At 34.9% G+C, this 24,404-nt stretch carries 21 protein-coding genes; 19 read left to right on the top strand and 2 right to left on the bottom strand.

Annotation, left to right across the window (positions count from 1 at the left end; genetic code table 11):
- Window positions 1-15 precede the first annotated feature (15 nt).
- Window positions 16-870 carry a D-amino-acid transaminase gene (gene dat / locus GH741_RS00625; protein WP_153734842.1) on the top strand — a complete coding sequence of 285 codons (855 nt, stop codon included), beginning with the start codon at window positions 16-18 and terminating at the stop codon, window positions 868-870.
- A 263-nt stretch (window positions 871-1,133) separates the two neighbouring features.
- On the opposite strand, the gene GH741_RS00620 is transcribed toward dat, so the two are convergent.
- A complete protein-coding gene (locus GH741_RS00620; RefSeq protein ID WP_153734841.1) occupies window positions 1,134-1,961 on the bottom strand; it encodes a Cof-type HAD-IIB family hydrolase in 828 nt (275 codons plus the stop codon).
- Window positions 1,962-2,084: 123 nt separating this feature from the next.
- Here GH741_RS00620 and GH741_RS00615 point away from each other — a divergent pair, with 123 nt between their 5' ends.
- From GH741_RS00615 to GH741_RS00585, 7 genes are all read left to right on the top strand, one after another.
- Window positions 2,085-2,684, top strand: coding sequence for a hypothetical protein (locus GH741_RS00615; RefSeq protein ID WP_153734840.1), 600 nt, complete (start codon window positions 2,085-2,087; stop codon window positions 2,682-2,684).
- Between the two features lie 527 nt (window positions 2,685-3,211).
- Window positions 3,212-4,159 carry a toll/interleukin-1 receptor domain-containing protein gene (locus GH741_RS00610; RefSeq protein WP_170287521.1) on the top strand — a complete coding sequence of 316 codons (948 nt, stop codon included), beginning with the start codon at window positions 3,212-3,214 and terminating at the stop codon, window positions 4,157-4,159.
- Window positions 4,160-4,179: 20 nt separating this feature from the next.
- On the top strand, window positions 4,180-6,282 hold the full coding sequence (locus GH741_RS00605; RefSeq protein WP_153734838.1) for a hypothetical protein: 2,103 nt from the start codon (window positions 4,180-4,182) through the stop codon (window positions 6,280-6,282).
- A 12-nt stretch (window positions 6,283-6,294) separates the two neighbouring features.
- The gene (locus GH741_RS00600; RefSeq protein WP_153734837.1) at window positions 6,295-7,278 is read left to right on the top strand and encodes a hypothetical protein; all 984 of its coding nucleotides are present in this window, start codon (window positions 6,295-6,297) and stop codon (window positions 7,276-7,278) included.
- A gap of 2 nt (window positions 7,279-7,280) precedes the next feature.
- Window positions 7,281-8,030 (top strand): SH3 domain-containing protein, encoded by a 750-nt coding sequence (locus tag GH741_RS00595; RefSeq protein ID WP_153734836.1) that lies wholly within the window; start codon window positions 7,281-7,283, stop codon window positions 8,028-8,030.
- Between the two features lie 147 nt (window positions 8,031-8,177).
- Window positions 8,178-10,103 (top strand): NAD-binding protein, encoded by a 1,926-nt coding sequence (locus tag GH741_RS00590; protein ID WP_153734835.1) that lies wholly within the window; start codon window positions 8,178-8,180, stop codon window positions 10,101-10,103.
- A 94-nt stretch (window positions 10,104-10,197) separates the two neighbouring features.
- Window positions 10,198-10,932 (top strand): CBS domain-containing protein, encoded by a 735-nt coding sequence (locus GH741_RS00585; protein ID WP_153734834.1) that lies wholly within the window; start codon window positions 10,198-10,200, stop codon window positions 10,930-10,932.
- A gap of 314 nt (window positions 10,933-11,246) precedes the next feature.
- Here the strand turns inward: GH741_RS00585 and GH741_RS00580 are convergent, their stop codons facing one another.
- Complete coding sequence (locus GH741_RS00580) at window positions 11,247-11,474, bottom strand: DUF4190 domain-containing protein (protein WP_153734833.1); 228 nt, start codon at window positions 11,472-11,474, stop codon at window positions 11,247-11,249.
- A gap of 711 nt (window positions 11,475-12,185) precedes the next feature.
- Here GH741_RS00580 and GH741_RS00575 point away from each other — a divergent pair.
- The 11 genes from GH741_RS00575 to GH741_RS00530 all read left to right on the top strand — a co-directional run bounded on the left by GH741_RS00575 (window position 12,186) and on the right by GH741_RS00530 (window position 24,175).
- Window positions 12,186-13,103, top strand: a complete 918-nt coding sequence (locus GH741_RS00575; protein WP_153734832.1) for a dihydrodipicolinate synthase family protein — start codon at window positions 12,186-12,188, stop codon at window positions 13,101-13,103.
- Window positions 13,104-13,201: 98 nt separating this feature from the next.
- Window positions 13,202-14,329 carry a Gfo/Idh/MocA family protein gene (locus tag GH741_RS00570; RefSeq protein WP_153734831.1) on the top strand — a complete coding sequence of 376 codons (1,128 nt, stop codon included), beginning with the start codon at window positions 13,202-13,204 and terminating at the stop codon, window positions 14,327-14,329.
- Window positions 14,330-14,339: 10 nt separating this feature from the next.
- A complete protein-coding gene (locus tag GH741_RS21725; RefSeq protein WP_205677296.1) occupies window positions 14,340-14,495 on the top strand; it encodes a hypothetical protein in 156 nt (51 codons plus the stop codon).
- Between the two features lie 46 nt (window positions 14,496-14,541).
- Window positions 14,542-15,975, top strand: coding sequence for an ABC transporter substrate-binding protein (locus GH741_RS00565; RefSeq protein ID WP_153734830.1), 1,434 nt, complete (start codon window positions 14,542-14,544; stop codon window positions 15,973-15,975).
- Between the two features lie 92 nt (window positions 15,976-16,067).
- Window positions 16,068-16,922 carry a carbohydrate ABC transporter permease gene (locus tag GH741_RS00560; protein ID WP_240795359.1) on the top strand — a complete coding sequence of 285 codons (855 nt, stop codon included), beginning with the start codon at window positions 16,068-16,070 and terminating at the stop codon, window positions 16,920-16,922.
- A gap of 11 nt (window positions 16,923-16,933) precedes the next feature.
- Entirely contained in the window at window positions 16,934-17,776 is an 843-nt protein-coding gene (locus GH741_RS00555) for a carbohydrate ABC transporter permease (RefSeq protein ID WP_153734976.1), read from the top strand.
- 22 nt (window positions 17,777-17,798) lie between these two features.
- A complete protein-coding gene (locus GH741_RS00550) occupies window positions 17,799-18,506 on the top strand; it encodes an N-acetylmannosamine-6-phosphate 2-epimerase (RefSeq protein ID WP_153734828.1) in 708 nt (235 codons plus the stop codon).
- Between the two features lie 5 nt (window positions 18,507-18,511).
- A complete protein-coding gene (locus GH741_RS00545) occupies window positions 18,512-19,393 on the top strand; it encodes an ROK family protein (RefSeq protein WP_153734827.1) in 882 nt (293 codons plus the stop codon).
- Window positions 19,394-19,410: 17 nt separating this feature from the next.
- Window positions 19,411-20,265, top strand: a complete 855-nt coding sequence (locus GH741_RS00540; protein ID WP_153734826.1) for a MurR/RpiR family transcriptional regulator — start codon at window positions 19,411-19,413, stop codon at window positions 20,263-20,265.
- A gap of 560 nt (window positions 20,266-20,825) precedes the next feature.
- Entirely contained in the window at window positions 20,826-23,051 is a 2,226-nt protein-coding gene (locus GH741_RS00535; protein ID WP_240795358.1) for a sensor domain-containing protein, read from the top strand.
- 197 nt (window positions 23,052-23,248) lie between these two features.
- Complete coding sequence (locus tag GH741_RS00530) at window positions 23,249-24,175, top strand: alpha/beta hydrolase (protein ID WP_153734825.1); 927 nt, start codon at window positions 23,249-23,251, stop codon at window positions 24,173-24,175.
- Window positions 24,176-24,404 lie beyond the last annotated feature (229 nt).

Here is a 24,404-nt window from a genome sequence, read left to right as displayed (position 1 = left end):
TAGGGGGAGAAAATTTTGAGTATTGGGTTTATTAACGGGCAATTTATTGAGATTAACCAAGCCGTCATTCCAATTGAGGAACGTGGACATCAATTTGGTGATGGAGTATATGAATTTGTCAAAGTCTATAACTCTGTTCCTTTTTTACTTGAGGAGCATATTAATCGACTTGAAAAAAGCGCAGCAGGTATTGATATAAAGCTACCATATTCATTAGGTGAGATTAAGGCTATTGTTATTGAATCTATTAAAAAATCAGGTTTGAAGGACGCAGAAGTTTATTTCCAAGCAACTAGAGGGATAGCACCTCGAAATCATGCATTCCCAGACGTTTCTTCTTCATTTACTTTAACAGTAAAGCCTTCTAGAAAAGTTCCGAAACAAAGCTATGAAGAAGGGATAGATACGATATTATTAGAGGATGAGAGATGGGGAAGATGTCATATAAAATCGTTGAATTTACTACCTAATATATTAGCGAAACATCAAGCTGCGAAGGGTGGTAATTTTGAAGCTATTTTAGTTAAAGATGGGTATGTAACTGAAGGAACAAGTAGCAATGTGTTCGTTGTGAAGAATGGAGTATTATATACAACGCCTTTAACTAGTAACATACTAGCAGGTATTACAAGGGAAGCAATATTAAAATTAGCAGAAAGCGCAAATGTTGTCTCTATTGAAAAGAAATTCACTCCCGAATTTTTATCAGAAGCAGATGAAGCATTTATTTCCAGTACATCCGTTGAAATACTCCCAATCCGCGCAGTAAACCAACAATTGATTGGAAATGGAAAACCAGGAGAAACAACGAAAACATTGCATAACTTACTTTGTAAACTTAGGGACGGTTCTTTTGCGTCCTTTGAATGAAAACTAGAAAAGACTGGCTCATGTAAAGAGAGTAGCTACTCAATTCATACTTCCTCTAGACTGAAAAAAGGAAGGGTAATCTTTAAACCTTCCTTAATCTGTTTACCTATCCTATTGAACTGTTAAGCGGTTTCTATAAAATCTAAATGAATGTTAGACATTCTTTAAATTAATTTGGTTTAAGTAGCTAGAGTCAAATGATATTAATCATTTGAAATGGCGATCTGACCGACCGAAATAAACCTACTTGTAAACTAGGACACTCATCTACCCACTACTACTAGATTACCAAAAACAAATTCTTCAACAACCTTTGCCACTCCATCATTCATATTGGTGTCTGTGACAAAATCAGCTATTTCTTTAATGTCATCTGGTGCATTTCCCATAGCTACTCCAAGACCGGCAAATTCAATCATCTCTTGGTCATTGTAACTATCACCAATAGCAATCACTTCTTCTCGTTTGATTCCACAGGCCTGAATTAACTGGTTTAGGCTTGTCCCTTTTGTCACACCTTTTTCGGTAAACTCAAGAAAGTAAGGTTTCGAACGCATGATACTAAACTCTTCAACTAATTCAGCTTGGAGCTTTGACTCGACAAGCTTTAACTTGTCTGGCTCGCCAACCATCAAAGCTTTAACAACTGGTTCAGTAACGCCCTCAACAAAATTGTTAACTAGTTTTATTGGTAATCCGGTAATATCTGCCTCGATTGTTGTAAATGGATTTTCATCCTCTGTAATAATTTCTTCCCCTACATAAGTGTGGATAAAAACCCCTTCACGACGGCTTAATTCATACAGCCTGTGTACAGCCTTAACCGGTAACGTACTACTAAAGATGTCCTGATTAGATTGACAGTTGATAATTTTTCCACCATTAAAGGAGAGAATAAAGCTCTCGTTTTGAGCTAAACAAAGCTCGTCAGCAATTGAATTCATACCAAAAGTAGGTCTTCCAGATGCAAGCACTACTTTTACCCCTTTTTCCTGCGCTTTCATTAAAGCTTCCTTAGTACGATCAGAAATTGAGTGGTCATCACGAAGCAACGTATCATCTAAGTCTAATACAATCATTTTGTATGCCATAGTTAGATCCTCTCTTGTTGTCATAATAGCTTTTAATTATACTAGAGACTGTAAGGTAAAGGAAGCAAAAGAACCGTCCCTATGGTAAGTTGAATTTAATTAACCAGAGAAAGGAACTAGAGAATGAAAACAAAAACCATTACCATTGGTGTTACGGGGCATAGAGATATAACTTCTTCTCTTGTTTCAAATGTAGCTTCAGAGGTGAATCTCTTTTTCGAAAATATAAAGAAGGAATATCCCAATCATATAATAATAGTTAAAAGTCCACTTGCGGAAGGTGCCGATCGACTTGTTGCTAAATCTGCACTTGCTCATGGTGCTAAATTAATTGTCCCGCTACCATTAGCAAAAGAAGACTATACCCGGGACTTTGAAACTGAAACATCCATTATGGAATTTGAAAGCTTATGTCTGCAAGCGGAAAAAGTGTTTACACCAGACATTGTAAAAGCGACAGAAACAAGAAATGATGCATATTACTCCATTGGAGCCTATATAGCTCTGACCAGTGATATTCTACTAGCATTATGGGATAAACGTAGTGATTTAGAAAAAAAAGGTGGCACAGCACATATCGTTAGAGAGCAAATCGAGGGGTTTCCCAAACATATAATGGCATCAATAGATCAAAAAGAGAATAGAAAAACATATGTCATCCATACGCCTAGAACGCCGAATTACCCAAACACCGTTAGAGGTGCCTATTTTTCTATTGAATAAAAGAACTATAGGTTAGGCTTATTCAGAGTCTACTCTATAGTTTTTACGTTTTATTGGAGGTAATCTACCTGTTATATGCCTAGACAATCTTTTATTTGTTATTTATGCTACCAATCGAGTTACTTGCTCCTAAATTATCCTAAAAACTCGTAGGTCGTCCCCCATAATAACTTTTTATTCTCATTTCTTTTGATGCATTTTGTAACTTAATAGTTGTAGCTAATTCAATCGTTCTGACCAGTTCTTTCGACCAATTTCGCCATGTTTCTTTCTACATTTCTGTTAGATAATCAGAGATTAGATAAATATAAGGTGTAGTATTATTTCCAATGTAAAATTATAAAAAAATTTGATGCATATTTATACAAAAATGAATTAATTATCCATTTTTATCCCATTTTGGTTTATAATTATAAGTGAATTTTAAATTTTAGGAATTCATTTGATGTGATATAAAATAATCTTTGTCAAACCGTGTCGAAGAACTTAGATTTATTTTATGCTACTTTTGGAAAGGAATGAATAGCATGCATGATGTATTTATTAGTTATTCCAGCAAGGATTCAACTGTTGCAGATGCTATTTGTCACATTTTTGAAGAAAATGGGATAAAGTGTTGGTATGCTGGTCGTCGGAGCGGTCTTACCGATTTAACGCCTGGGCTGTCTTATTCATCTGAAATTGTAAAAGGTTTAAAAGAAACAAAAGTAGTTGTTTTAGTTCTCTCCAGTTTTTCCAATCAATCCCATAATGTGCTAAATGAAGTAGAAGTAGCTTCTAATGAGGGTAAAGTAATTATACCTTTTAGGATTGAAGGTACAGATTTATCCGATGATATGTATTATTACGTTAAAAGATTTCATTGGCTCGAGGCGCTAACGGAGCCACGGGAAGAGATGATTAATCAATTGATGAGAAAAGTTCAACACGTACTGTCCTTACCAGTCGGAGATTCCTTGCGTAAGGAATTAGATAAGTCCAATCACGACTTAAGTATAGAAATCAAACAAGAGGCTAGTGAAATATCAAAGTTCTTGGAGGATGGAAAAGTGAATCAAGCTAAGGAGTTAACATTTCAGTTTTTAACTGACATTTTCTCTTCCTTTGGTGAATATAAGAAACAGCAGATCACTACTGAGAAAATGGAAGAGATGCTAAATGAAAATTATTTTTCATCTGTTCCAGATAAGCGAATTGCTGTATCCTTATATGATTTACTATCATTTGTCCAAAGCAGTGAGGACGATTCTTCTTCTAGTAAACTTTCAAAATATCAGAATCATCTTTTGCGAATTACAGATTGGTATGAAAGAAAGTCTAGTGAGAAAAGTGAAAGCAAAGTAGAGACCCGTCACAATAGTCCATCCAACAAAAAAACATCAGTAGTCAACTACACCAAAATAGACAGTACTATTAATGGCGATGTTAATGCACCTTTTTCTATCACGGGCAACGTAAACAATCATAAGAAATAGGCATGTGAGGAGGAGTCAGATTGGATGAGGAAAAGATAACTACAGATGATGAGCCGAAACAAGATGATGAGAATCCAGTTTCTACAAATCCAGAAGATTTAGAGATACCAGATGAAAAACCAAGTGATCTTGAAGAGGATAGTGAGAAAGTAAAGGAAGAATTAGAGGAAGATTTAAAGACTTTCAAAGAGTTTTCCCATAAAAACGTAATTATTAATCATTTTAAAGGATCGATAAATGCTCCGTTTACCTCAAGCGGAAATGTGTCTATTGGGGCAGATGACTTTCAACTATTTGAGGTTCAATCAGAAGAATTAACTCGAATAAATGCAGTTTATGAAGCTGATGTAAGCTATGACCACATGACTCAACTATTGCAGCAACACCATGCCTTATACATACACCATTCGCAACATATTGGAAAGTACACTACGGGCCTTGCCCTCTTACATAATTTAGTCCAGAATATCTATCAAATTTATCCATCTATAACCACTAAAGAATTAATCGACGTTTCGTTTAATCAGGATACAGGTTACATAATTGATAATTTTGATACAGGAAGCATGAATCAGTTAGATGAGTTTTCCTTAAAAATCATCTTGCAGAAATTGAAGGAGACGAATAGCTATTTAATTATTACACAGAATACTGGTCAAATCTCAAATAACAGTTTAGAACATCTAGCTGTCTTTGCCCAAGGTCCAAGAGATATGATTAAAGTTGTAGAAAATCATATTTTTTTACAAGATTTACTGCCAAAGCAGTTATTAAAGATGACAGAGATACTAGAACTAGATGAATTTAAGGAGTTTCTGGCCACTAGTAACATTAGAGTGCGTGATGTAGAGACAGTCACTGAAAAGCTATCTGCAGTAATAAATGGCGAAGCAACGTTTGATGATGTATTTCACTCATTTAAGCAAAATGTTCAAAAGCGAATTCAAGACTGGTTTCAACATCAAGATGATTTTAACTTGATTACCTTTAAGATCGCGTTAGCGGTATTTAATGAACAAAGCTATGAACTTGTAAGCGAAGCCGCTAAACACTTACGATCGCATTTAATAGGAGATGGATCTAATTCCTTACTTTCACCATTTAAATATAATAAAGAAAAGCTGTTAGCTGAAATACAAGCAGAGGAATTTGAGGCTGCTATTAATACGCATCATGGTATCACGAAGACGCGACATATAAAGTTTAAAAATCCAGATAATGTAGAAGCTGTCCTTTATCATGTTTGGAATAACTACCCCGACGAGCATCAAGCCATTTTTAATTGGATTAAAGAAGTTGCTGATGGGGATTCCCTTTCCGTTAATGAGCGTCTTGCGGAAGCTGTTGCATACATGTGTCAGAGTGAGGCTGATTTTTACTTTTTACGCGGAGAACTAATTGAACCGTGGGCCAAAAGTGATAATTTAAATTATAGATTGACAGCTGGGTTAATTTTATCTTATTTAAGCTTCTACAAAGAGCATATTGCTCAGATAGGGAAATTGGTTCATTCTTGGGCCAAAAATAAAAACTTTAATTTAAAGTGGACCGCTGCAGTTGCCTATGGTTCTCCAATTGGAATTAATCTGCTTCATCAGGCGTTATTGGATCTGAAGGATATTTATACGTATAATGACAAAAGATTTATCAGAGATGTTACCTATAATAGCCTGGAATTTTTGTTTCAATATGGGAATGAGGAAGATATATATTTTAAGAATTTAATTTATTTGAATGAATGGTGGATTGAACATAAAAAAAATGAATTTGATGTACTTGATTCATTACATATTTTTGTTTCTTTTATGGAAAGTTTAGATTCAAAAATGATTACAAATATTTCGAAAAACAAAGAATTAATTAGATGTTCAATAACAAAATTAACGGAGCAAGCAATAATACGAGGTAAAACTCGTAAACGGATGTTAAACGTGTTGGAGAAATGGTTTCGTTTAGTTGATGAAGAACCAGAGATAAAAGGATATATCGAATATTTCTTTTTGGTTTTATTAGTTGAGTCTGATCTTCCAATCGAAGAGTATCTTATTTCTATTTTTGATAGAGTTATCACTTCTTCGAAACAAAAACATGCGATTGCGATAGCTAAAAATATTCTTAATTAGGAGTGATTATGTATGAAACTTATTTTATCGGAAAGTCCCGCTAAGTTAGGAGTCTTTGAAAAGCCACCTGTGTCTAGTAAAAGTAAGGCGCTAGTCTACGAGAATAGAAAGAATGAACTACTAGTCATAAAAAATGGTGATCATATAACAAAATCAGAAATAAGACATGGGAATTATCATACCGTTTACTGTGTCAATATGGGCATCGAGGATTTTGGGTTCGAGAAAGAATACCCGAGTGAAAATGAAGTTGAACAAATTAGAATCAAGCTGAATATTAGTTTTCGAATTATTGAGCCAAAAAGAATTATAGAAGCTCAATTGAGTGACCCACAACTTAAAATAGAGAATGACATGGAGCTTTTTATTAATAAGATAACAAGAAGATATTCGGTTTATCAATTGCTAGGGTTGGAAGATCAACTTAATGATCTTGTCCATGATGATTCTTTAACTAGTAAACTAGAAAACAGAGGAATCGAAATAACCGACATAACGTCATTCGTAAGCTCAAGTGAGGAAAGAAAGCAAGAATTGAAGTCTTATGATTCGCTACATAAAACTACCGCCTACAAAACAAAAGAAATGGAAAGTCAAAGTACGCTTATTGAACTAGAAAGAGAACAAAAACTAAAGGAACTTGATTATGTTACGGGTGTGTATAGAGACTCTGGATACCTAGGTGCCAAGACAGTTTTCCGGGATGACGACAAACTTACTGCTATCTTGGAAGAGATTCATCAACAATTGCAAGATAGAAAAGACAAAGCTGAACAACGCGAGCAAAAGCATCAAGATTCACTTAAAGATTTTATCTATGGCTCAATTAATAAAGGTGATAGTCCTGAGGAGATTAAAGAAAAGCTGATTTTGCTAAATAGTGTTGGGTATGAAAAGGAAAAAGAGATTGATGAACCTAATCCAGAAAAAATTGCGTCGAACAAAGATCGCTTGAATGAGAAGCTTAAAAATTTAGAATCAACAGAAGGTAATTGAGTATGGAGATAATTAATGACCTCGTATTTGATGTATGGAAACATCTTTTAGGTGTTCCTATATATATTCGCCAAGTTTTATTTTTATTTTTGGTTGTGTTTATCATCCGATATATTTTAATTAAAGTTATTCCATTTATTATTAAAACTCTTATTCATCTAATTTCATTTCTGTTAAATCAATGGGTTAACTTTAATGGCTGGTTTCTTAACCTATGGATGAAAAGCAGGAGGAAGAGAGATAAAGGTATCCCAGGAATAATAAATATTATGGAATCTATTATGGATTTGACTACAGAAGGAACGACTCGTTTGAAAAGGTTGGTCGCAGAAAAACCAAAATTTAAGACAAAATTCAAAAAAACTTATAAGTGGGTGGCAATAATCATCATTATAGGATTTCCATTTCTATATTATTCCCAACCACAACTGGAAGTTTCAAAAAAATGGGATGACGTTGAGGGTTGGGTTGTCGGCCATTCTTTAACGGAAACACCTGCAACAACTAGTGCCAAAGAAGAGAAGAACCAAGAGGGCAATGTAAAGGTTTCGTTGAGAGAAGGTTATGATGGTGTTTATATACGAGAAAAGCCTTCCTTAGATGCAAAAGACCTTGAAATCTTGGGGGTTGGTGAACAAGCGACTTACTTAAATCAGGAACAACAGGTTGAGGATATAACCTGGCTTTACGTGGAGTTGAAGAACGGCAAAAAAGGTTGGGTAAGTAATAAAATTGTTGAAAGGCATCAATAGTAATGATTTTTTTACTTATTAATTACCTAAACATGGATAGATAGTACTATTTTATTACATTCATTCAGTCGTAACTAGGAACAACGGTAGGAGTGAACATATAATCGTTAAGTGGTAGATAATGGGGTTGGTAGAGGAGCTTTGCAAATGAAAAAATGGAATTTGTTTAAAACGGTACATATCGTATTAATTATTGTTCTTACTAGTTTTATCTTTGTAGAACTTTATAATCAGGTTGATTTGCATACATTAACCTACCTAGTTATTCTTTTAGGATTGTTACTGGCAAGCTTACCGCTTTATACATTTTTAAAACAATACATCTTTCAAACTATCTTATTTATTGTCGCATTTATATCAGGTCTATATGGTTTTTTAACGGAAGTAGATAATTACCCTCTTCAAAATGCAGTGTATTCGACCTTTCGTTTATTTTTGTTAGATGTAGATCCTGTTATTGGAAATCCGCCAAGTAGATTGGTTGCATTACCGCTTTCCATTGAAGTAGCAAGATGGACAGCAGGATTGTATACAGTTTCGACTGTTAGTATGATTGCTTTTCGGTACTTTGGCCAATCCATTTTGCGTTTCAGGATACGCTTCTTTACAAAAGATCATATTATCTTGTTTGGTTATAATCAAAGGTCGGCTACATTAGTAAAAAACTTGTCGGATAAACATTCTGTTGCTGTAGTTGCGAAGGAGTTAACTATGGAGCAGCGTACGACTCTACAAGACTTAAGAATTCCATATTACATAAGTAATTATTACGATGATGGTATATATAAAAAAACGAATATTAAAAATGCAAACTATGCAGTCTTTTTTCATGATGATGATGCTAAAAATTTAGATGCACTTATTGCTCTAAAGAATTTTGTAAAGGAACATCACTTGAAAAAGCTTTTGCATACAGTGGTTCATATAGAACATCCAAAATCAGAAAAAGTATTTGAAAAAATAGCATCGGAAGTTGATAATGATGATGAATTAAACCTCTTTAAACCAAGAACCTTTAATCTCTATCATTTAATCGCTGAAAATCACCTTGATTCGAACCCTCTGTATAAAGGTTACGAAAAGCAACTCAATTCTGTCGAAGGAAAAGGACTGCATTTATTGTTTGTCGGGTTTGGAAAAGTAAATCAACGTATTGCTTACCATGCCTTACATCTAACTCATTTTTTGACAAGAAATACAATTAGAATTACCGTGCTGGACCGGGACGTGGAAAAAGTAAAAAAAGAATGGGATCAACTGGCAAAACGCTACGACCAATTTGCTGATGTTTCGTTCAAGTCCTTTAATTTGGATAGTCAATTTTTAATGGATTTGTCAGATGAGTTACTTCAGGAAATCACACATGTTTTCATTTCGTTAAAGGATGATTTTTTAGATATGATTGAAGGTTTAGACTTACCTGAAAAGTACACTGACATACCTATATATATAAAAATGAAGGAAGACCAATTAGTCAGTGAGTGGCTAGACACTCAAGGCGGTGAATACCGCTCCGTGAAACGGTATCCTTTCTATCATGAAGTGTTAACTAGTGAGTACATTTTAGATGATAAGCTTTATAAAAATGCTAAAAAAGCACATGAAAATTATCAACAGAAACGAACAGATGAAAACTTAACGCCTCAAAAAGACTGGGATCAACTTTCCGCATTAAAGAAAGAATCTAGTAGATATCAAATGTTACACAATGATACAAAACTAATGCATCTTGGATTAAACAAGGTTCCATTAGATGATGTAAACAAGAACATTTTGAAGAATGACGATTATCAAGCCCACATTAAACCGTACGTCGAAGCGTTAGCAGAGGTTGAGCATGAACGCTGGAACTCATTTTACTATCTAAGAGGCTGGCATAAAAATGTCGATTTTGATCCGGAAAATCCAGTAATAGATGCTAAGAAACTACATAACTGTCTCGTTTCTTGGGATGAATTAGACGACGTTTCTGAAAGAGCCAACGAACCTTATAAAGAATATGACCGAGATAACATCGAAAAATTAAACCTATACTACGAAGCACAAAAAATCGGCCTAGTCCGTGGGACATAGGGACAGGTTTCATGTCCCGCTTTTTGCTTGAAGTGGGGGAGGAATGTGCCTAGTTCTCTGTCCCGTTTAAGGATATAAATAAGGGGGACTCAAAATGAACAATCAATCTAATGCTTTATCGATAAGATTTGAAGTGGCATTTAATCAAATTCATTACCAATTAAAAAGTTTAGTGAATAGCAAAAATGAAAATTTTATCCATGTTTTAAATTTAGCGAATGATAAATACTCTCACGTTAAACCTTTTTATCTATTATTAAAGCAGTATGCTAAGCTAAGAAACTCTCTTGTGCATTATAAATTAGACCCTATCAAATACATAGCTGAACCTCATTTAGATGTTGTCGAGGATATTGAAAGTATTCATAAAAACTTAACCAAACCTCCGTTAGCGTTATCTGTTGCCTCAAGGCAGGTTGATTCCTTTCGTGTTAGTACGGAATTAAAGGAAATCTTAGACAAACTAGAGGAGACTGGATTCTCACAATTTCCAATCTATGACGAAGGAGGCTTTCAAGGCCTATTAACAGAGGGTGGAATTGCCCGATGGCTTTCTAAGAATTCAAAAGAAGGTCTTGCTATTATTGAAGGGACAATTGCTTCAGATATATTAAAGGTTGAGATGGAACACAATGTTCATTTCGTTAAAAGAACAACAAACATATTTGAGTTAGAAAGCTTATTTGAAGAATATTTTAACCAAAATAGAAAACTAGAAGCCGTTTTAATAACGGAAAACGGAAAAGATAGTGAAAAACCAATCGGAATTGTTACAACATGGGATTTAGTGCAAATCGAACATTCCTCATTATCTTTAATCGCTACTTGAACATGGGGACGGTTCTTTTGCTTCTTTTTCTATCATTTCCTTATGATAGTTATGCCTGAACAGAGTAGGCCAGTATCTCGAGATAAGCGAAAAAATGGAACACTTGAGTCAACCCTAGGTCTAACCATGAAAAACCCCTAATGGTTTTGTGTGACCACAAACCAAACCACTAGGGTTTTTTTCGTATCAAGCTCTAACTCCGAACTATAATGAACATCCTGATTTATAGAAAATGAAGTACTTAAATAACTAGAATCAGAAAAAGTTATTTATCCTTAAATGAATTACCATCCCTTTCTTTGAAAAACCTTCCATTAAATTAAAATAACCAATAATGCATTAGCAAATCCTAAGATAATGCCGGTAATTGCTATTCCTTTGCCTGCTTCATTGGTTTGTTTTATTTTGTTCAGTGCTATGAATCCCAATACAATCGCAATTATACTAATTAGGTAAAAGGGATTTGTAAAAAATGAAGTAGCTCCTAATACAACTGAAATCACTGCAATACCATTTTTGGGCTGATCGTTATTTGCACTCATGAATTCCCTCCTATAAAATCCTTCTAAATAAGTTTTATATGCCACGATTTTTCTAATTTGATGTAGTTTCCAGCAAATTGATCAAGATTATCTTGCGCAAAAATAGGTTAATTAATAAATAGTAGTTTACATATTGTAATGGAGGCAGGATTGCCCGAGCATTTTTCCTTTTCTATAAAATAGTAAGGAATCAAAGTATTCCTTACTTAGTAAATCTAGCGAAAGTAGTTTATTACATGGTGTCTCCGCAAATTTATCTATATGTGGATGAAGTTTTTATTATAGAGGCCCCTACCTATATTTTATCTTTCCCAGAATATTCTCTGCATCATCAAATATCAATTCCCCCCCTTTATATAGTCCATCAACCGTTCTAAGGATTTGGTATCAAGTACCCAAAAAGGATAAACAACAACGAACTCCTATTTTCGATAATGAATTAAATACTGTGACTATCTATCTACTTTATACAATGGAATTAAACCTATTCGTTTGTTCTTAATTGTCTTTTTGAAACCCCTTGAAACCTAATAGTGATCTTTAGTTTGTTGTGAAATAAATACCTAGAAGAACACAAAGAAATAATAGTGGATATTTTTTTCATAAAATAAAAAAATAAAAGAAATTATTTACATAAAAATAATCTTGTGGTAATATTTTGTTATATTAGTAATTGATTAAAAATTTGAATAGTTGAAAAGGGGTGGTTTTATGAACGAAAACCTAAATAAATATAAAGGTGTAATACCAGCTTTTTATGCTTGCTATGATGAAAATGATGGAGTGTCAGAGGAAAGAACAAAAAACTTAGCAGTCTATTTATATGAAAAGGGAGTGAAAGGCTTATATGTAGGTGGGAGCTCTGGGGAATGCATTTATCAAAGTATTGAAGAAAGAAAAAGAACATTAAAGTATGTTGCTGAGAAAATGAAGGGGAAACTCACATTAATCGCACATGTAGGTGCACCGTCAACAAAAGACAGTGTGGCATTAGCGAAATACGCAAGTGAATTAGGTTATGATGCGTTGTCAGCTATACCGCCAATTTATTATAAGCTTCCAGAAAGCTCTATATATACCTATTGGACGAAAATCATCGATTCAACGGAACTGCCGTTTATCATTTACAACATTCCGCAAACAACAGGATATAACTTATCTATCAATCTATTTGAAAGATTATTAGAAAACAAGAAAGTAATCGGTGTCAAAAATTCTTCGATGCCTGCGCTAGATATTGAAAGATTTAAAACTATCGGTGGCAATAATGTTATCGTTTTCAACGGTCCTGATGAACAATACGTTTCGGGTAGGTTGATTGGAGCTGATGCAGGGATAGGCGGAACATATGCAGTAATGCCTGAATTATTTTTAATAGCTGAGGAATATGTCTCAACTGGCCGCTTTGCAGATTCTAGAGCAGTTCAAAGAGAGATTAATAACATTATTATTGCTTTAAATTCACTCAATGGTTCGATGTACGCAGTTATAAAACAAATACTTAAAATACAAGGAGTTAATGTTGGAAGTGTAAGAGAGCCAATGTCTCCAGTAATAGAAGATGATTTAGCAAAAATCGAGGAAATCAGGGACAACATTAATCAAGCTATATTAAATTTTAGTAGTTGAGTTCATTGAATTAGTTACATACCAATTATTAAAACATTAAATAGAATGCTAGTTTTAGTAGCTTAAATACTATCCTTCAAGCTAAAGGAGAAATGCGGATGAGGGGAATAAACTACGGTGTAATTGGAAGCGGTTACTTTGGTTATGGACTTGCAAAAATTATCCATGATGATGTTCCAGGTGGAAAGGTAGTTGCAGTCTATGATCCAAATAACGCTGAAGAAATTGTAAGAGAACTTAATTGTGAGCAGGAAATGGATATAGATTCCTTATGTAAACGAGAAGATATTGACGCAGTGATTATAGCATCTCCAAATGCTTACCATAAAGAACCAGTATTGTATGCTGCGAAATATAACAAGCATGTTTTTTGTGAAAAGCCGATTGCACTTTCCTACCAAGACTGCGATCAAATGATTAAAATTACAAAAAAAAATGATTTGGTCTTTATGGCTGGGCATGTCATGAACTTTATGGATGGTGTACGTAAAGCGAAGCGAATAATTAATGATGGGAAAATAGGAGACATTCTTTTCTGTCATGCTGAACGAACTGGCTGGGAAGATGCTCAGGAACATGTGAGTTGGAAAAAGAAAAAGGAATTATCTGGTGGTCACTTATATCACCATATCCATGAATTAGACTTTATTCAATTTATAATGGGGCCGGCCACTAGAGTGTGCATGGTAGGTGGAAATGTTGCCCACCAAGGAGAAAAATTTGGTGATGAAAATGATTTATTACTTGTTTCATTAGAGTTTGAGAAAAACAAGTTTGCGACTATCCAATATGGTTCAGCGTTTAGGTTGGGAGAACATTACGTCAAAATTCAAGGGACCAAGGGAGCTATTTTAATAGATCTTAAAAACGTCAATGTAATAGTCAAAACCACCGATGGAGAAGAACGAATTTTACTACATGCTTCGGAAGTGGAGGACGAGGATAGAAGAAGGATCTATCAAGGCCTTGAAGGTGGCATTATGTATGGGGATCCAAAAACGAAGATTCCTATGTGGTTAGATACGATAATGAAAAAAGAATTAAATTATTTTCACAATGTATTACAAGGTTCAGAAGTAGATGAAGAATTTATTCCATTACTAGATGGTACAGCTGCTAGAGCTGCAGTTGCAACAGCTGATGCATTAACTTTATCGCTGAACGAAGATAGAAAAGTAAATGTCGATGAAATTATAGAAAAAGTCGCTCAAACTACCGTAATTTGAATACAAGATTTTGCAACTCCAGTCGGGGGAAGGAACACAAATTAATTCAATAGGAAACCATCTTGATAATATGCCATTAACCCCGCTATTTTTATTAATGACAGAAAAAAAGTTATCGATTGCTACACTTGAGCATTATTTGGTACAGAAGTCCATGGGCTATTAAGTCCATCTTCAAATAGTAAAGGTTGATAAAAACAGGAGGGATTAGGATGTTAAGGAAGCGGTTATTAATTGTTTTGGGATTTGCTCTAGTTCTTTTTATTCTTGGAGCTTGTAGTGAAGAAGGAAGTAGTTCTGAAGGAACAACAGATTCAACAGAGCCATCTGACACAACAGAATCATCTGAAGAATCAAGTAAAGAGAAAGTAGAAATATCTTTGTGGTTGACCCCTCAGTGGAAAGGTGTTTTAGATTCCTCAGAAGATGGAGCAGATTATGATAGTTTCTTTAATCATGCAGCAGAAAAATTTGCGGCACAGTATGAAGAATACGATGTAACAGTAAATGTTGAGGTTATCGCAGCTGAACAAAGAGATGAAATGTTAAATGTTAATTTAAATGGTGGAACACCTCCAGATATTTTTTATGAAAGTGTATTTGCAATGGGTGACTATGCCCATAGAGGTGCTTTAGTACCATTGAACGACATTGTTGATGATGAAGCAAAAAGTGATATAGCCTCTAATTACTGGGACACAGTAACATTTGGAGATGATATTTACTTCTATCCATTCTCACATATGCCGGGTACACTAGTATACAACTCTGATATGTTCAAGGATGCAGGCTTGGAAGACTATGTTGGTGGTGAAGAAGAGATAAAAACGTGGGAATTAGATGAGTTTGAAACAATTTTAAACACACTTAAAGAAGATGTTCCAACCGATAAATACTCAAATGCATACCCAATGGGATTATATGCTTTGAATAACCAAGGTGATACATGGAACCTAGCATACCTTAGAATGTTCGGTAATGAATTCTTTGATGAGAACGGTCAAATAATTCTTGGTGATGAGAACGGGGCTGAAGCTGCAGCATGGTTGAAAGATATCTATGATTCGGGATTGACAAACCCTGGTGCTGAATCCGTTTCATCTAATGACGTAAATGCAATGTTCCAAAATCAACAACTCGGTATAAGTTTTACTAACTCCGTTTTATATAACAATACTCTAGCAGCTATGGAAAGTGGCGATGCACCTGAATTTGATGCAAGACTAGCTAATATTCCATCTGAAAGCGGAGATCCGTTAACTTTCACTTATGTGACAGGTTCAGCTGTATTTGACACAGGTGATGAAACAAGAATTAAGGTAAGTAAGGATTTTGTTAAGTTTTACTCTTCTGATCCTGAGTTAGTGAAAGCTTCAAAAAATGGCGTTCCAGTACGAAGTTCCGTAGCTGAAGAATTTAAGGATGAGAATCCATTGTTTGCCGCCTATGATGAAAATGCCCAATATATGTTTAGCTTTACTGGTAACGTACCAGGATATAACGAATTGAGACAGGTCCTATATCCTGAGCTACAAGCTCTATACACCGGCGGGAAGACTCCTGAACAAGTGGTGGAGGATTATCAGGCAAAAGGTAATGAAGTAATTGAAAGCTCGAAAGAAGATTCTGTTATTTATAGTGAATAAAAAACAACTAATAATACGTTCAGGCCCCGAAACTAGGGGCTCTGAATATTAGAAAGGAAAAGGGTGTGTTTATGAAAGTGAATCCATACGCCTTGAAGAGAAACATAACAGGATATCTCTTTATAGCGCCTCAACTCTTCTTTTTTATAGTATTTCTTGTCTATCCAATTTTTGAAGGGATAAGGTTAAGTTTATTTAAGATAAGCTATCAAGAGACAACTTTTGTTGGACTCGACAATTATAAAGCGTTGTTTAGCGATCCTGTATTTGTTAAATCAACAATTAATACAGTTATTTTCGTAGTTGCTATTGTCGCTCTAACAGTAATATTTGCTATATTTGTTTCCTCAGCCATCTTTGATAAAAATGCTAAATATGTATCCTTCATTAGAGGGAGCTATTATATCCCTGTGATGGTGTCCATGGTTGTAATGAGTATGATATGGAGTTTTTTGCTAAATCCAGCTAACGGACTTATACCCTATGTAATGAGAGAATTAGAAATGCCAGCGGTAAACTTTCTTGGTAATAAAGATTTAGTACTACCAGTGATTATATTTGTTACATTTGCTACCAACGTTGGTCAGGCGATAATTCTATATATTGCATCAATGATTGGTGTTCCTAGGGAATTATTTGAAGCTGCTGAAATTGATGGAGCTAGCCGGAAAGACGTAATATTTAAGATATTAATTCCATTAGTTAAGCCTACTACTTTATATATAATAATAATTAATATCATTGCTGTTTTAAAGATATTCGTAGTTATCCAACTCCTAACCGGAGGTGGCCCAAATAATGCTTCAACAACACTGATGTATTTCCTTTATAATAACGCATTTAAATACAATCAGTTGGGAATAGCCTCAGCTGTCGGTGTAATTATGTTTGTCATTGCATTATTCTTAGCAATCCCACAGCTTAGATCAATGTTGAAGAAGGAATAGAGGTGAAAGAGATGTTTAAACGAAAAAATAAACGCAAATTAGAAAAATTTGATCTAATAGCAAATGCTTTAGTAATATTTTTTGCTTTATTAAGTCTGTTTCCTTTGTTTTGGCTTATAACCAGTTCTTTTAAAAATAGTGCAGCAGTAGTGAAAATGCCTCCGGATTGGATTCCGAAAACATTTAATTATGGTAATTATATTGATGTGTTTAGTAACCAGCCGGCATTTAGGTGGGCGATTAATAGTATTATTGTATCTCTTGTATCAACAGTTGCATTGGTGATTGTTAGTTCTCTTGCCGCATATGCCTTCTCAAAGTTGGAATTTAAAGGGAGAAATTTAATTTTTATTATTTTTATATCAAGTTTAATGATACCCAAAGAGGTAATGATTGTTCCTTTATACAGAGTTGTTCAGGATTTAGGAATGGTCAATTCGTTAAATGGAATGATCTGGCCGAATGTGGCAACTGCTTTTGGAGTTTTCCTACTAAAAGGTTTTTTTGATAGTATCCCAGATTCTTTACGTGAATCTGCAAGGATGGATGGAGCAAGTGAACTAAGGACTTTCTTTAAAATAATGCTTCCAATTGTAAAACCAGGTATTGGTGCGTTATTTATCTTGTTTTTCGTTCAAGTATGGAATGACTATTTGTGGCAACTTGTTATTGGGCAAGAAGAACATGTCAAGACATTAAATGTAGGAATAGCTACCTTAATGCAAGACTTAAATCCAAACTTTGCGTACAAAATGGCTGGCGCAACAGTAGCTGCAATACCAATGTTAGTAATCTTCATAGTTTTTCAACGCTACTTCACCAGCGGAATAACAATTGGTGCAGAAAAAGGATAATTTAGATCTTGGGGATGATTTTATGGAAACGAAAGAAAATTTATTCGCGAATATAAAGGGTCAACTGATTGTATCTTGTCAGGCCCTGCCCGAAGAACCACTCCATAGCTCTTTTATTATGGGGCGGATGGCGTATGCTGCAATGCTTGGTGGAGCAAAAGGGATAAGAGCTAATAGTGTAGAAGACATAAGTGAAATAAAAAAGGTTGTAAATTTACCTATAATTGGCATAATTAAGAGAGTATATGAGGATTCTGGTGTTATCATTACTCCAACAATGAAAGAAATTGATGCTTTGTATCATGAAGGTGTCGAAATTATAGCTATCGATGCCACGGATAGGACTCGTCCTGATAAAACGACAATATGTGAAATTTTTCCGATGATTAGAGAGAAATATAAAGAGCAATTGTTTATGGCTGATTGCTCTACATATGAAGAAGCAATGAAAGCATATGAATTAGGTTTCGACTGTATCGGTACGACTTTAAGTGGCTATACCGAATCTACAAAAGGAAAAAGGTTACCAGATGTGGAATTAGCCAAGCGAATCGTCGAAGATATACCTATTCCAATTATTGCAGAAGGTGGAATTTCTACTCCTGAGGAATTAACTTCGATGTTTAATGTAGGTGTTCATGCTGCTGTCGTAGGAACTGCTATTACAAGACCGATGGAAATAACTAAACGATTCTCTGAAGTAATAAAAGAGTATAGCCATAAAGGATGAATCCAATGAAACTAGTAGGGGTAGATATTGGTGGAACTTCGATAAAACTTTGTATATCCAATGAAAAAGGTGTTATAGAATTTTTTAAAGAATATGATTCTGAAAGTAAAAAAGGTGGAAAGTACTTAGTCGAGAAGCTAATTAAGATAATTTCAGAATTTAGTGATTTTGATGCGATTGGTATTAGTACTGCCGGTCAAGTAGATAATCTTAAGGGTGAAATCACCTATGCCAATGAAAACATACCAAACTATACAGGCACGAAACTTAAGCAAATTTTAGAGTCGAGATTCCATGTCCCCGTTGAAGTTGAGAATGATGTGAAGGCTGCTGCGCTAGGTGAAAAAAATTATGGTAGTGGTAAAGATTTTACCGATTTTCTATGTTTAACTTATGGAACAGGGGTTGGTGGTGCGATTGTAATGGACTCTAAACTATATCACGGGTCAAACAGGATTGCTGGTGAATTTGGTCATATAATAACTCACCCTTCCGGATTACCTTGCGTTTGTGGTGGTAGTGGATGTTATGAAATGTATGCATCTGTGACAGCTTTGGTGAAAAAATCAATAGAAGTTAACGGCTTGTATCATAACGGTAGAATTATTATTGATCACTATAATCAAGGAAATAGTATGTTAGAAAAGGTTGTTGAAGATTGGATCAATGAAATAGCAATAGGACTTATATCTTTAATTCATGCTTTTAATCCCCATGCAATTATTATTGGTGGTGGGATTATGGAAAGAAAGGAAATAGTTAATATGGTAAGTTTTAGAGTTAAACAACTAATCATTGAGAGTTTTTCAGAAATCAAGATAATAAATGCTTCTCTGGGAAATAAAGCTGGAGTAATGGGTGCCATATCGCTTCATTTATCAGGATAGATGGAAGGAGTACGCAAATGACTAATGTAGATATTTTCACATTAATTAAATCAAGGTTTCAGTCATTAACGAATACGGAAAAGAAAGTGGCGAAATTTGTTGTCGAAAATAAAAAGAAAGTGATTTACATGTCTATTACTGACTTGGCTGATGCCTGTCAAGTTGGTGATACTAGTGTTTTTAGGTTTTGTAGATCGATGGACCTTAAAGGGTATCAGGAGTTTAAAATATCAATTGCTCATAGCTTAACACTGCAAGATGAAACACCGCAACTATCAAGCGAAATTACAATGCAAGATACAATTGACGAACTTGCTTCAAAGATTTTATCATCAACTGTTGATGCTTTATCTGAGACTCGTAATCTTATTAATTCTAAGGATTTGTCAAAAGCTATTGATACGATGATCAATGCCGAAAAAATTCACTTTTACGGTGTTGGTTCTTCGATGTTAACTGCAATGGAAGCAAAAAATAAATTCATGAGAATAACGAATAAGACTGAATGTTCGATAGATACCCACCTTCAAATCATGACTGCTTCATTAATGAGTAAGAATGAAGTAGCAGTAATTATCTCCTACTCAGGATCTACTAAAGATACAATAGAAATTGCAAAAGTTGCAAAAGAAAGAGGAGTACCAATCATCTCCATTACAAGGTTCGCGAAATCACCACTAACTAATTACTCAGATATAACGTTAATAAGTGGCGCCAACGAAGGACCGCTCCAAGGCGGAAGTATTACCGCTAAAATATCTCAGTTGTACTTATTGGATGTCCTTTATGTAGAATATTTCAAACGGACAACCAAAGAATCAATCGTTAATAGCGAGCTTACCGCAAAATCTGTAATTGAAAAGTTGCTGTAACAGAGGGACGGTTCTTTTGCTTCCATTTTTCTGAGTTATGAAGCAGATAACCGTCCTCATCTTATAGTTTGATAAAAGAAGGTTGCTTCTTTTTTTCTTTCTAGGTTTGTTTAGGAGGACTGTTGCTTCTGTTGTTTAAAACAGTAGGGTATTTCCTCTTGCTTTCTATTTGAATAATTGTGCGGGCTTTGGTTCGTTTACTTTACTTTAACTTTCTTAACTGGCTCTCCCACGGTTGGTTTTTTTTTTTATGTCTTCAGTTTTTTTTAGTGAATAACCAAATTAGCAAACTACGAACATGGTTGTCCAGCCGTATTTGGTCAATTGGCAAGTGAAAATAAATAAGCATTAATCGACAAAGAAAGGAAGCAAGAGAACCGTCCCTATGATACACCTATGATACAAAAGAATCGCTCCATGGTGTATAATTATAATTGTTGAATTTTGGTAATTTTTGTCGGAAATATCTCTGATTATTGGAAGGAGTGTCTCTGATTAACATAAGCCACCTATAAAAATTAAACTGTATAGTTAAATGACCCCCACGGAGGTAATAAATAATGACTCAATTCGAAACTATTAAAAATGATAGACCTACTTTTAAAATAAAATCGTTACGAGATGACATAGATAGACTAATGAATGAAGAAGATAGGGTTAATATGAAGGATTTAACCTTTTATAAGGAAGTCTTTCAATCTATGATTCATAACGCACCTGTAAGCATGTATATAATAGAGGACTCTTCCTACTCGTATGTAAACACTAGTTTTTGCAATCTTGTAGACTATGAGGAAGAGGATTTAACTTCTGGAAGAGTGACGTTAGAAAGTATCATCCACCCTGACGACTTATCGATTGTACATAATAACATGAAAGAAAGAATGGAAGGCAAGAATCCCACTAATCGGTACCGGATAAGAGCTTTTAAAAAAGATGGGAGCCTTATTTATGTTGAAATCCATTCCTCAACAACTGTAATAAATGGAAAAAAAGTCTTAACGGGAACGGTTATTGATGTGACAGAAGAGGTTATTTCTCAAATTAAATTAAAAGAGAACAGAGAACGATTTAAATCACTCTTTTACCATAATCCTGATGCCATTTTCACAATAGATTTAGAAGGTAAGTTTACTGACGCGAATCCGGCGTGTGTTGATATAACCGGATATTCAAACGATGAATTGTTGGAAATGTCATTTACCCCATTAATTCTTTCGGAGGACTTACCCCTTGCGATTAAAAATTTTGAAGGAGCAATTAATGGTATTCCAAGTAACTATGATATAACTATTGCGCGTAAAGATGGAAAAACAAGAAATATTAACATTGCAAGTTTTCCGATGAAGGTAGAAGGGGAGATAGTTGGCGCCTATGGCATTGCCAAAGATATTACTGAAAAAGTTGAATATAGAACTCAGATTGAAGATTTAGCTTTTTATGATCCATTAACTAATTTGCCAAACCGAAATCTATTTGAGGATCGACTCGAACAAGTCTTTGAATTTTCAAAAGGAAATGATTATCCCTATGCAGTTCTTTTTTTAGATTTAGATCGTTTTAAATTTATAAATGACTCCTTAGGGCACCATATCGGGGATGATTTTCTGAAAAGCGTTGCTAAACGATTAAAAGAAAATCTACGTAAGACAGATACAATCGGAAGGTTTGCCGGTGACGAATTTGCAATACTTCTACCCAACACGAACGAGGAAGAAGCGATAATGTTAGCTGAAAGATTAAATGAAGCAATTGTAGTACCATTTAATATTTTGGGACACTCTGTATCTGTTTCGGCGAGTATTGGCATTGCATTCGGTGATAGACAAGTGGACAGTGCGGAGGAAATAATTAAAAATGCTGATACGGCAATGTATTATACAAAAAGGTATGGAAAAAACAATTATACGGTCTACTCAAAAGAACTAGACTTAAATACTGACTATAAATTAACAATTGAAAGAGATTTAAAATCAGCCATAAGTAACCTGGAATTCATGCTACACTATCAACCGATAGTAAACTTGAAAACAGGCGAGTTTAATACGATGGAGGCTTTAATCCGTTGGAATCATCCAAAATTTGGGCTTGTATCTCCAGACGATTTTATTTCCATTTCTGAGGAAAGTGGGCAGATTGTCTCGATTGGGAAATGGGTCCTTCATACAGCATGTTCCCAAAACAAAAAATGGCAGGATTTGGGCCATCCTCCATTTAAAATAGCCGTAAACATATCTACCATTCAACTACAACATCATAGTTTTGTTGAAACCGTAGCAGAAATACTGGCTGAAACTGGACTTGATCCAAAATGGCTAGAACTTGAAGTAACGGAAAGTATTCTTATGGAAGATAATGAAGCTCTTAAAGATAGTTTTCTGAAACTAAAAGCAATTGGTGTCTCTATCGCAATTGATGACTTTGGAACCGGTTATACTTCTTTAAGTTACTTACGACAATTTGCCTTTGACCGGGTTAAAATTGATCGTAGCTTTATTAATGATATAGGCAGTGATTTAAATGGAAAGGCCATTACTTCTACTATTATTGCACTAGCCCATAAATTAAATATGGGAGTAATTGCAGAGGGAATAGAAGAGGAGGGCCAATTAACATTTCTTAAAGAAGAACAGTGCGACGACGGACAAGGCTATTACTTCAGCCGACCACTACCAGCCGAATTGCATAAATTTGAAACAACACGTGGGGACGGTTCTTTTGCATCCGCCAGCACGACTCATAGGGACGGTTCTTTTGTCTCCATTAACCCCATTAATCTCAAATAATAATTTTCAGATATAGGGAAATGGGATATCGGTATTGCTATCTTTATGAACACGAACGAGTCGTAAAAGGTTTAACAAGTATGATAATACAGAAGAGATTAAATATGGGATAATTCATTAATTTTATTTGAATTGAGGTAATTATCCTTTCTTTTGAAATTTTTCAATTCGTATCTAGTGTGGGAGGATAATATATTATGACACTTGATCCGCAAGCAAAACTGGTATTAGATCAAATAAAGAAAGCGAACAATCCACCAAAAAGTGAGCTTTCACCTGAGAAAGCACGAAAAATTGCCGGTACAAACCATCCATTAGAAAAACCTGAAGTTGGAAGAGTGGAGGATCGAACTATTCCAGGTCCGGATGGTGAGATACCTGTTCGAATTTACACGCCACATGGTCAAGGCCCTTTTCCTGCCTTAATTTACTTTCATGGTGGTGGCTGGGTACTTGGTGATTTAAACTCTTCTGATACTTCTTGCCGTCTTTTAACTAATGGAGTAAATTGTGTGGTTATATCAGTTGACTACCGCCTGGCACCAGAGCATAAATTTCCTGCCGCGGTCAATGATGCTTACGCAACCACCAGGTGGGTAGCAGACAATGCATCGTCCATCGAAGTAAATCCAAATTGTTTAGCTGTTGGTGGTGATAGTGCGGGTGGCAATCTCGCTGCAGTAGTTGCTATGATGGCGAGAGATAAAGCTGGTCCAATACTATCATATCAACTATTAATCTATCCTATCGTAAATTATAATTTTGATTCGAATTCATACCATGAAAATGCAACGGGTTATATGTTAACAAGGGATAGCATGATTTGGTACTGGAATCATTATCTTCATAATAAGGATGAGGGAAATCACCCTTATGCTTCACCACTGCAAGCAGATGATTTGAATAGTTTGCCGCCAACATTGGTGATCACAGCAGAATATGATCCATTACGCGATGAAGGAGAAGCCTATGCAAAACGTCTTAAAGAAGCCGGTGTACCTGTGGTGTTTACAAGATACAAAGGCATGATCCATGGCTTTTTCACAATGACAGAGACAATAGACAAAGCAAAAGAAGCAACCCAACAAGCAGTAACAGCGTTAAAGAAAGCATTCTCAAAGTGATGCATAGGGACGGTTCTTTTGCGTCCTTTGCATCAAAAAATGACTGTCTCATTAAATGAGACAGTCATTTTTTGATGATAGTGAATTTATTCTAATAAGATTTGGTTAACTACTATTAATAGATTTAAAGCCTCTCGAAATAGTGAGCTTCGTAATTGAATTCACGGATACATCATATAAGAAATTACTGTAAAACCTGATAAACAAGTACTCGACACTTAATCCAACA

The sequence above is a fragment of the Aquibacillus halophilus genome (assembly GCF_009649745.1).
GTDB classification, from domain to species: Bacteria; Bacillota; Bacilli; order Bacillales; family Amphibacillaceae; genus Aquibacillus; species Aquibacillus halophilus.
Note: the sequence above shows the minus strand (reverse complement) of the source record. Positions and strands in the feature narration are given on the sequence as shown.

Excerpts from the sequence above, each read along its gene's own strand:
- GH741_RS00620 (WP_153734841.1), bottom strand. The coding sequence starts at position 1,961 with ATGGCATACAAAATGATTGTATTAGACTTAGATGATACGTTGCTTCGT.
- GH741_RS00615 (WP_153734840.1), top strand. The coding sequence starts at position 2,085 with ATGAAAACAAAAACCATTACCATTGGTGTTACGGGGCATAGAGATATA.
- GH741_RS00610 (WP_170287521.1), top strand. The coding sequence starts at position 3,212 with ATGCATGATGTATTTATTAGTTATTCCAGCAAGGATTCAACTGTTGCA.
- GH741_RS00600 (WP_153734837.1), top strand. The coding sequence starts at position 6,295 with ATGAAACTTATTTTATCGGAAAGTCCCGCTAAGTTAGGAGTCTTTGAA.
- GH741_RS00595 (WP_153734836.1), top strand. The coding sequence starts at position 7,281 with ATGGAGATAATTAATGACCTCGTATTTGATGTATGGAAACATCTTTTA.
- GH741_RS00590 (WP_153734835.1), top strand. The coding sequence starts at position 8,178 with ATGAAAAAATGGAATTTGTTTAAAACGGTACATATCGTATTAATTATT.
- GH741_RS00585 (WP_153734834.1), top strand. The coding sequence starts at position 10,198 with ATGAACAATCAATCTAATGCTTTATCGATAAGATTTGAAGTGGCATTT.
- GH741_RS00580 (WP_153734833.1), bottom strand. The coding sequence starts at position 11,474 with ATGAGTGCAAATAACGATCAGCCCAAAAATGGTATTGCAGTGATTTCA.
- GH741_RS00575 (WP_153734832.1), top strand. The coding sequence starts at position 12,186 with ATGAACGAAAACCTAAATAAATATAAAGGTGTAATACCAGCTTTTTAT.
- GH741_RS00570 (WP_153734831.1), top strand. The coding sequence starts at position 13,202 with ATGAGGGGAATAAACTACGGTGTAATTGGAAGCGGTTACTTTGGTTAT.
- GH741_RS00565 (WP_153734830.1), top strand. The coding sequence starts at position 14,542 with ATGTTAAGGAAGCGGTTATTAATTGTTTTGGGATTTGCTCTAGTTCTT.
- GH741_RS00555 (WP_153734976.1), top strand. The coding sequence starts at position 16,934 with ATGTTTAAACGAAAAAATAAACGCAAATTAGAAAAATTTGATCTAATA.
- GH741_RS00550 (WP_153734828.1), top strand. The coding sequence starts at position 17,799 with ATGGAAACGAAAGAAAATTTATTCGCGAATATAAAGGGTCAACTGATT.
- GH741_RS00545 (WP_153734827.1), top strand. The coding sequence starts at position 18,512 with ATGAAACTAGTAGGGGTAGATATTGGTGGAACTTCGATAAAACTTTGT.
- GH741_RS00540 (WP_153734826.1), top strand. The coding sequence starts at position 19,411 with ATGACTAATGTAGATATTTTCACATTAATTAAATCAAGGTTTCAGTCA.
- GH741_RS00535 (WP_240795358.1), top strand. The coding sequence starts at position 20,826 with ATGACTCAATTCGAAACTATTAAAAATGATAGACCTACTTTTAAAATA.
- GH741_RS00530 (WP_153734825.1), top strand. The coding sequence starts at position 23,249 with ATGACACTTGATCCGCAAGCAAAACTGGTATTAGATCAAATAAAGAAA.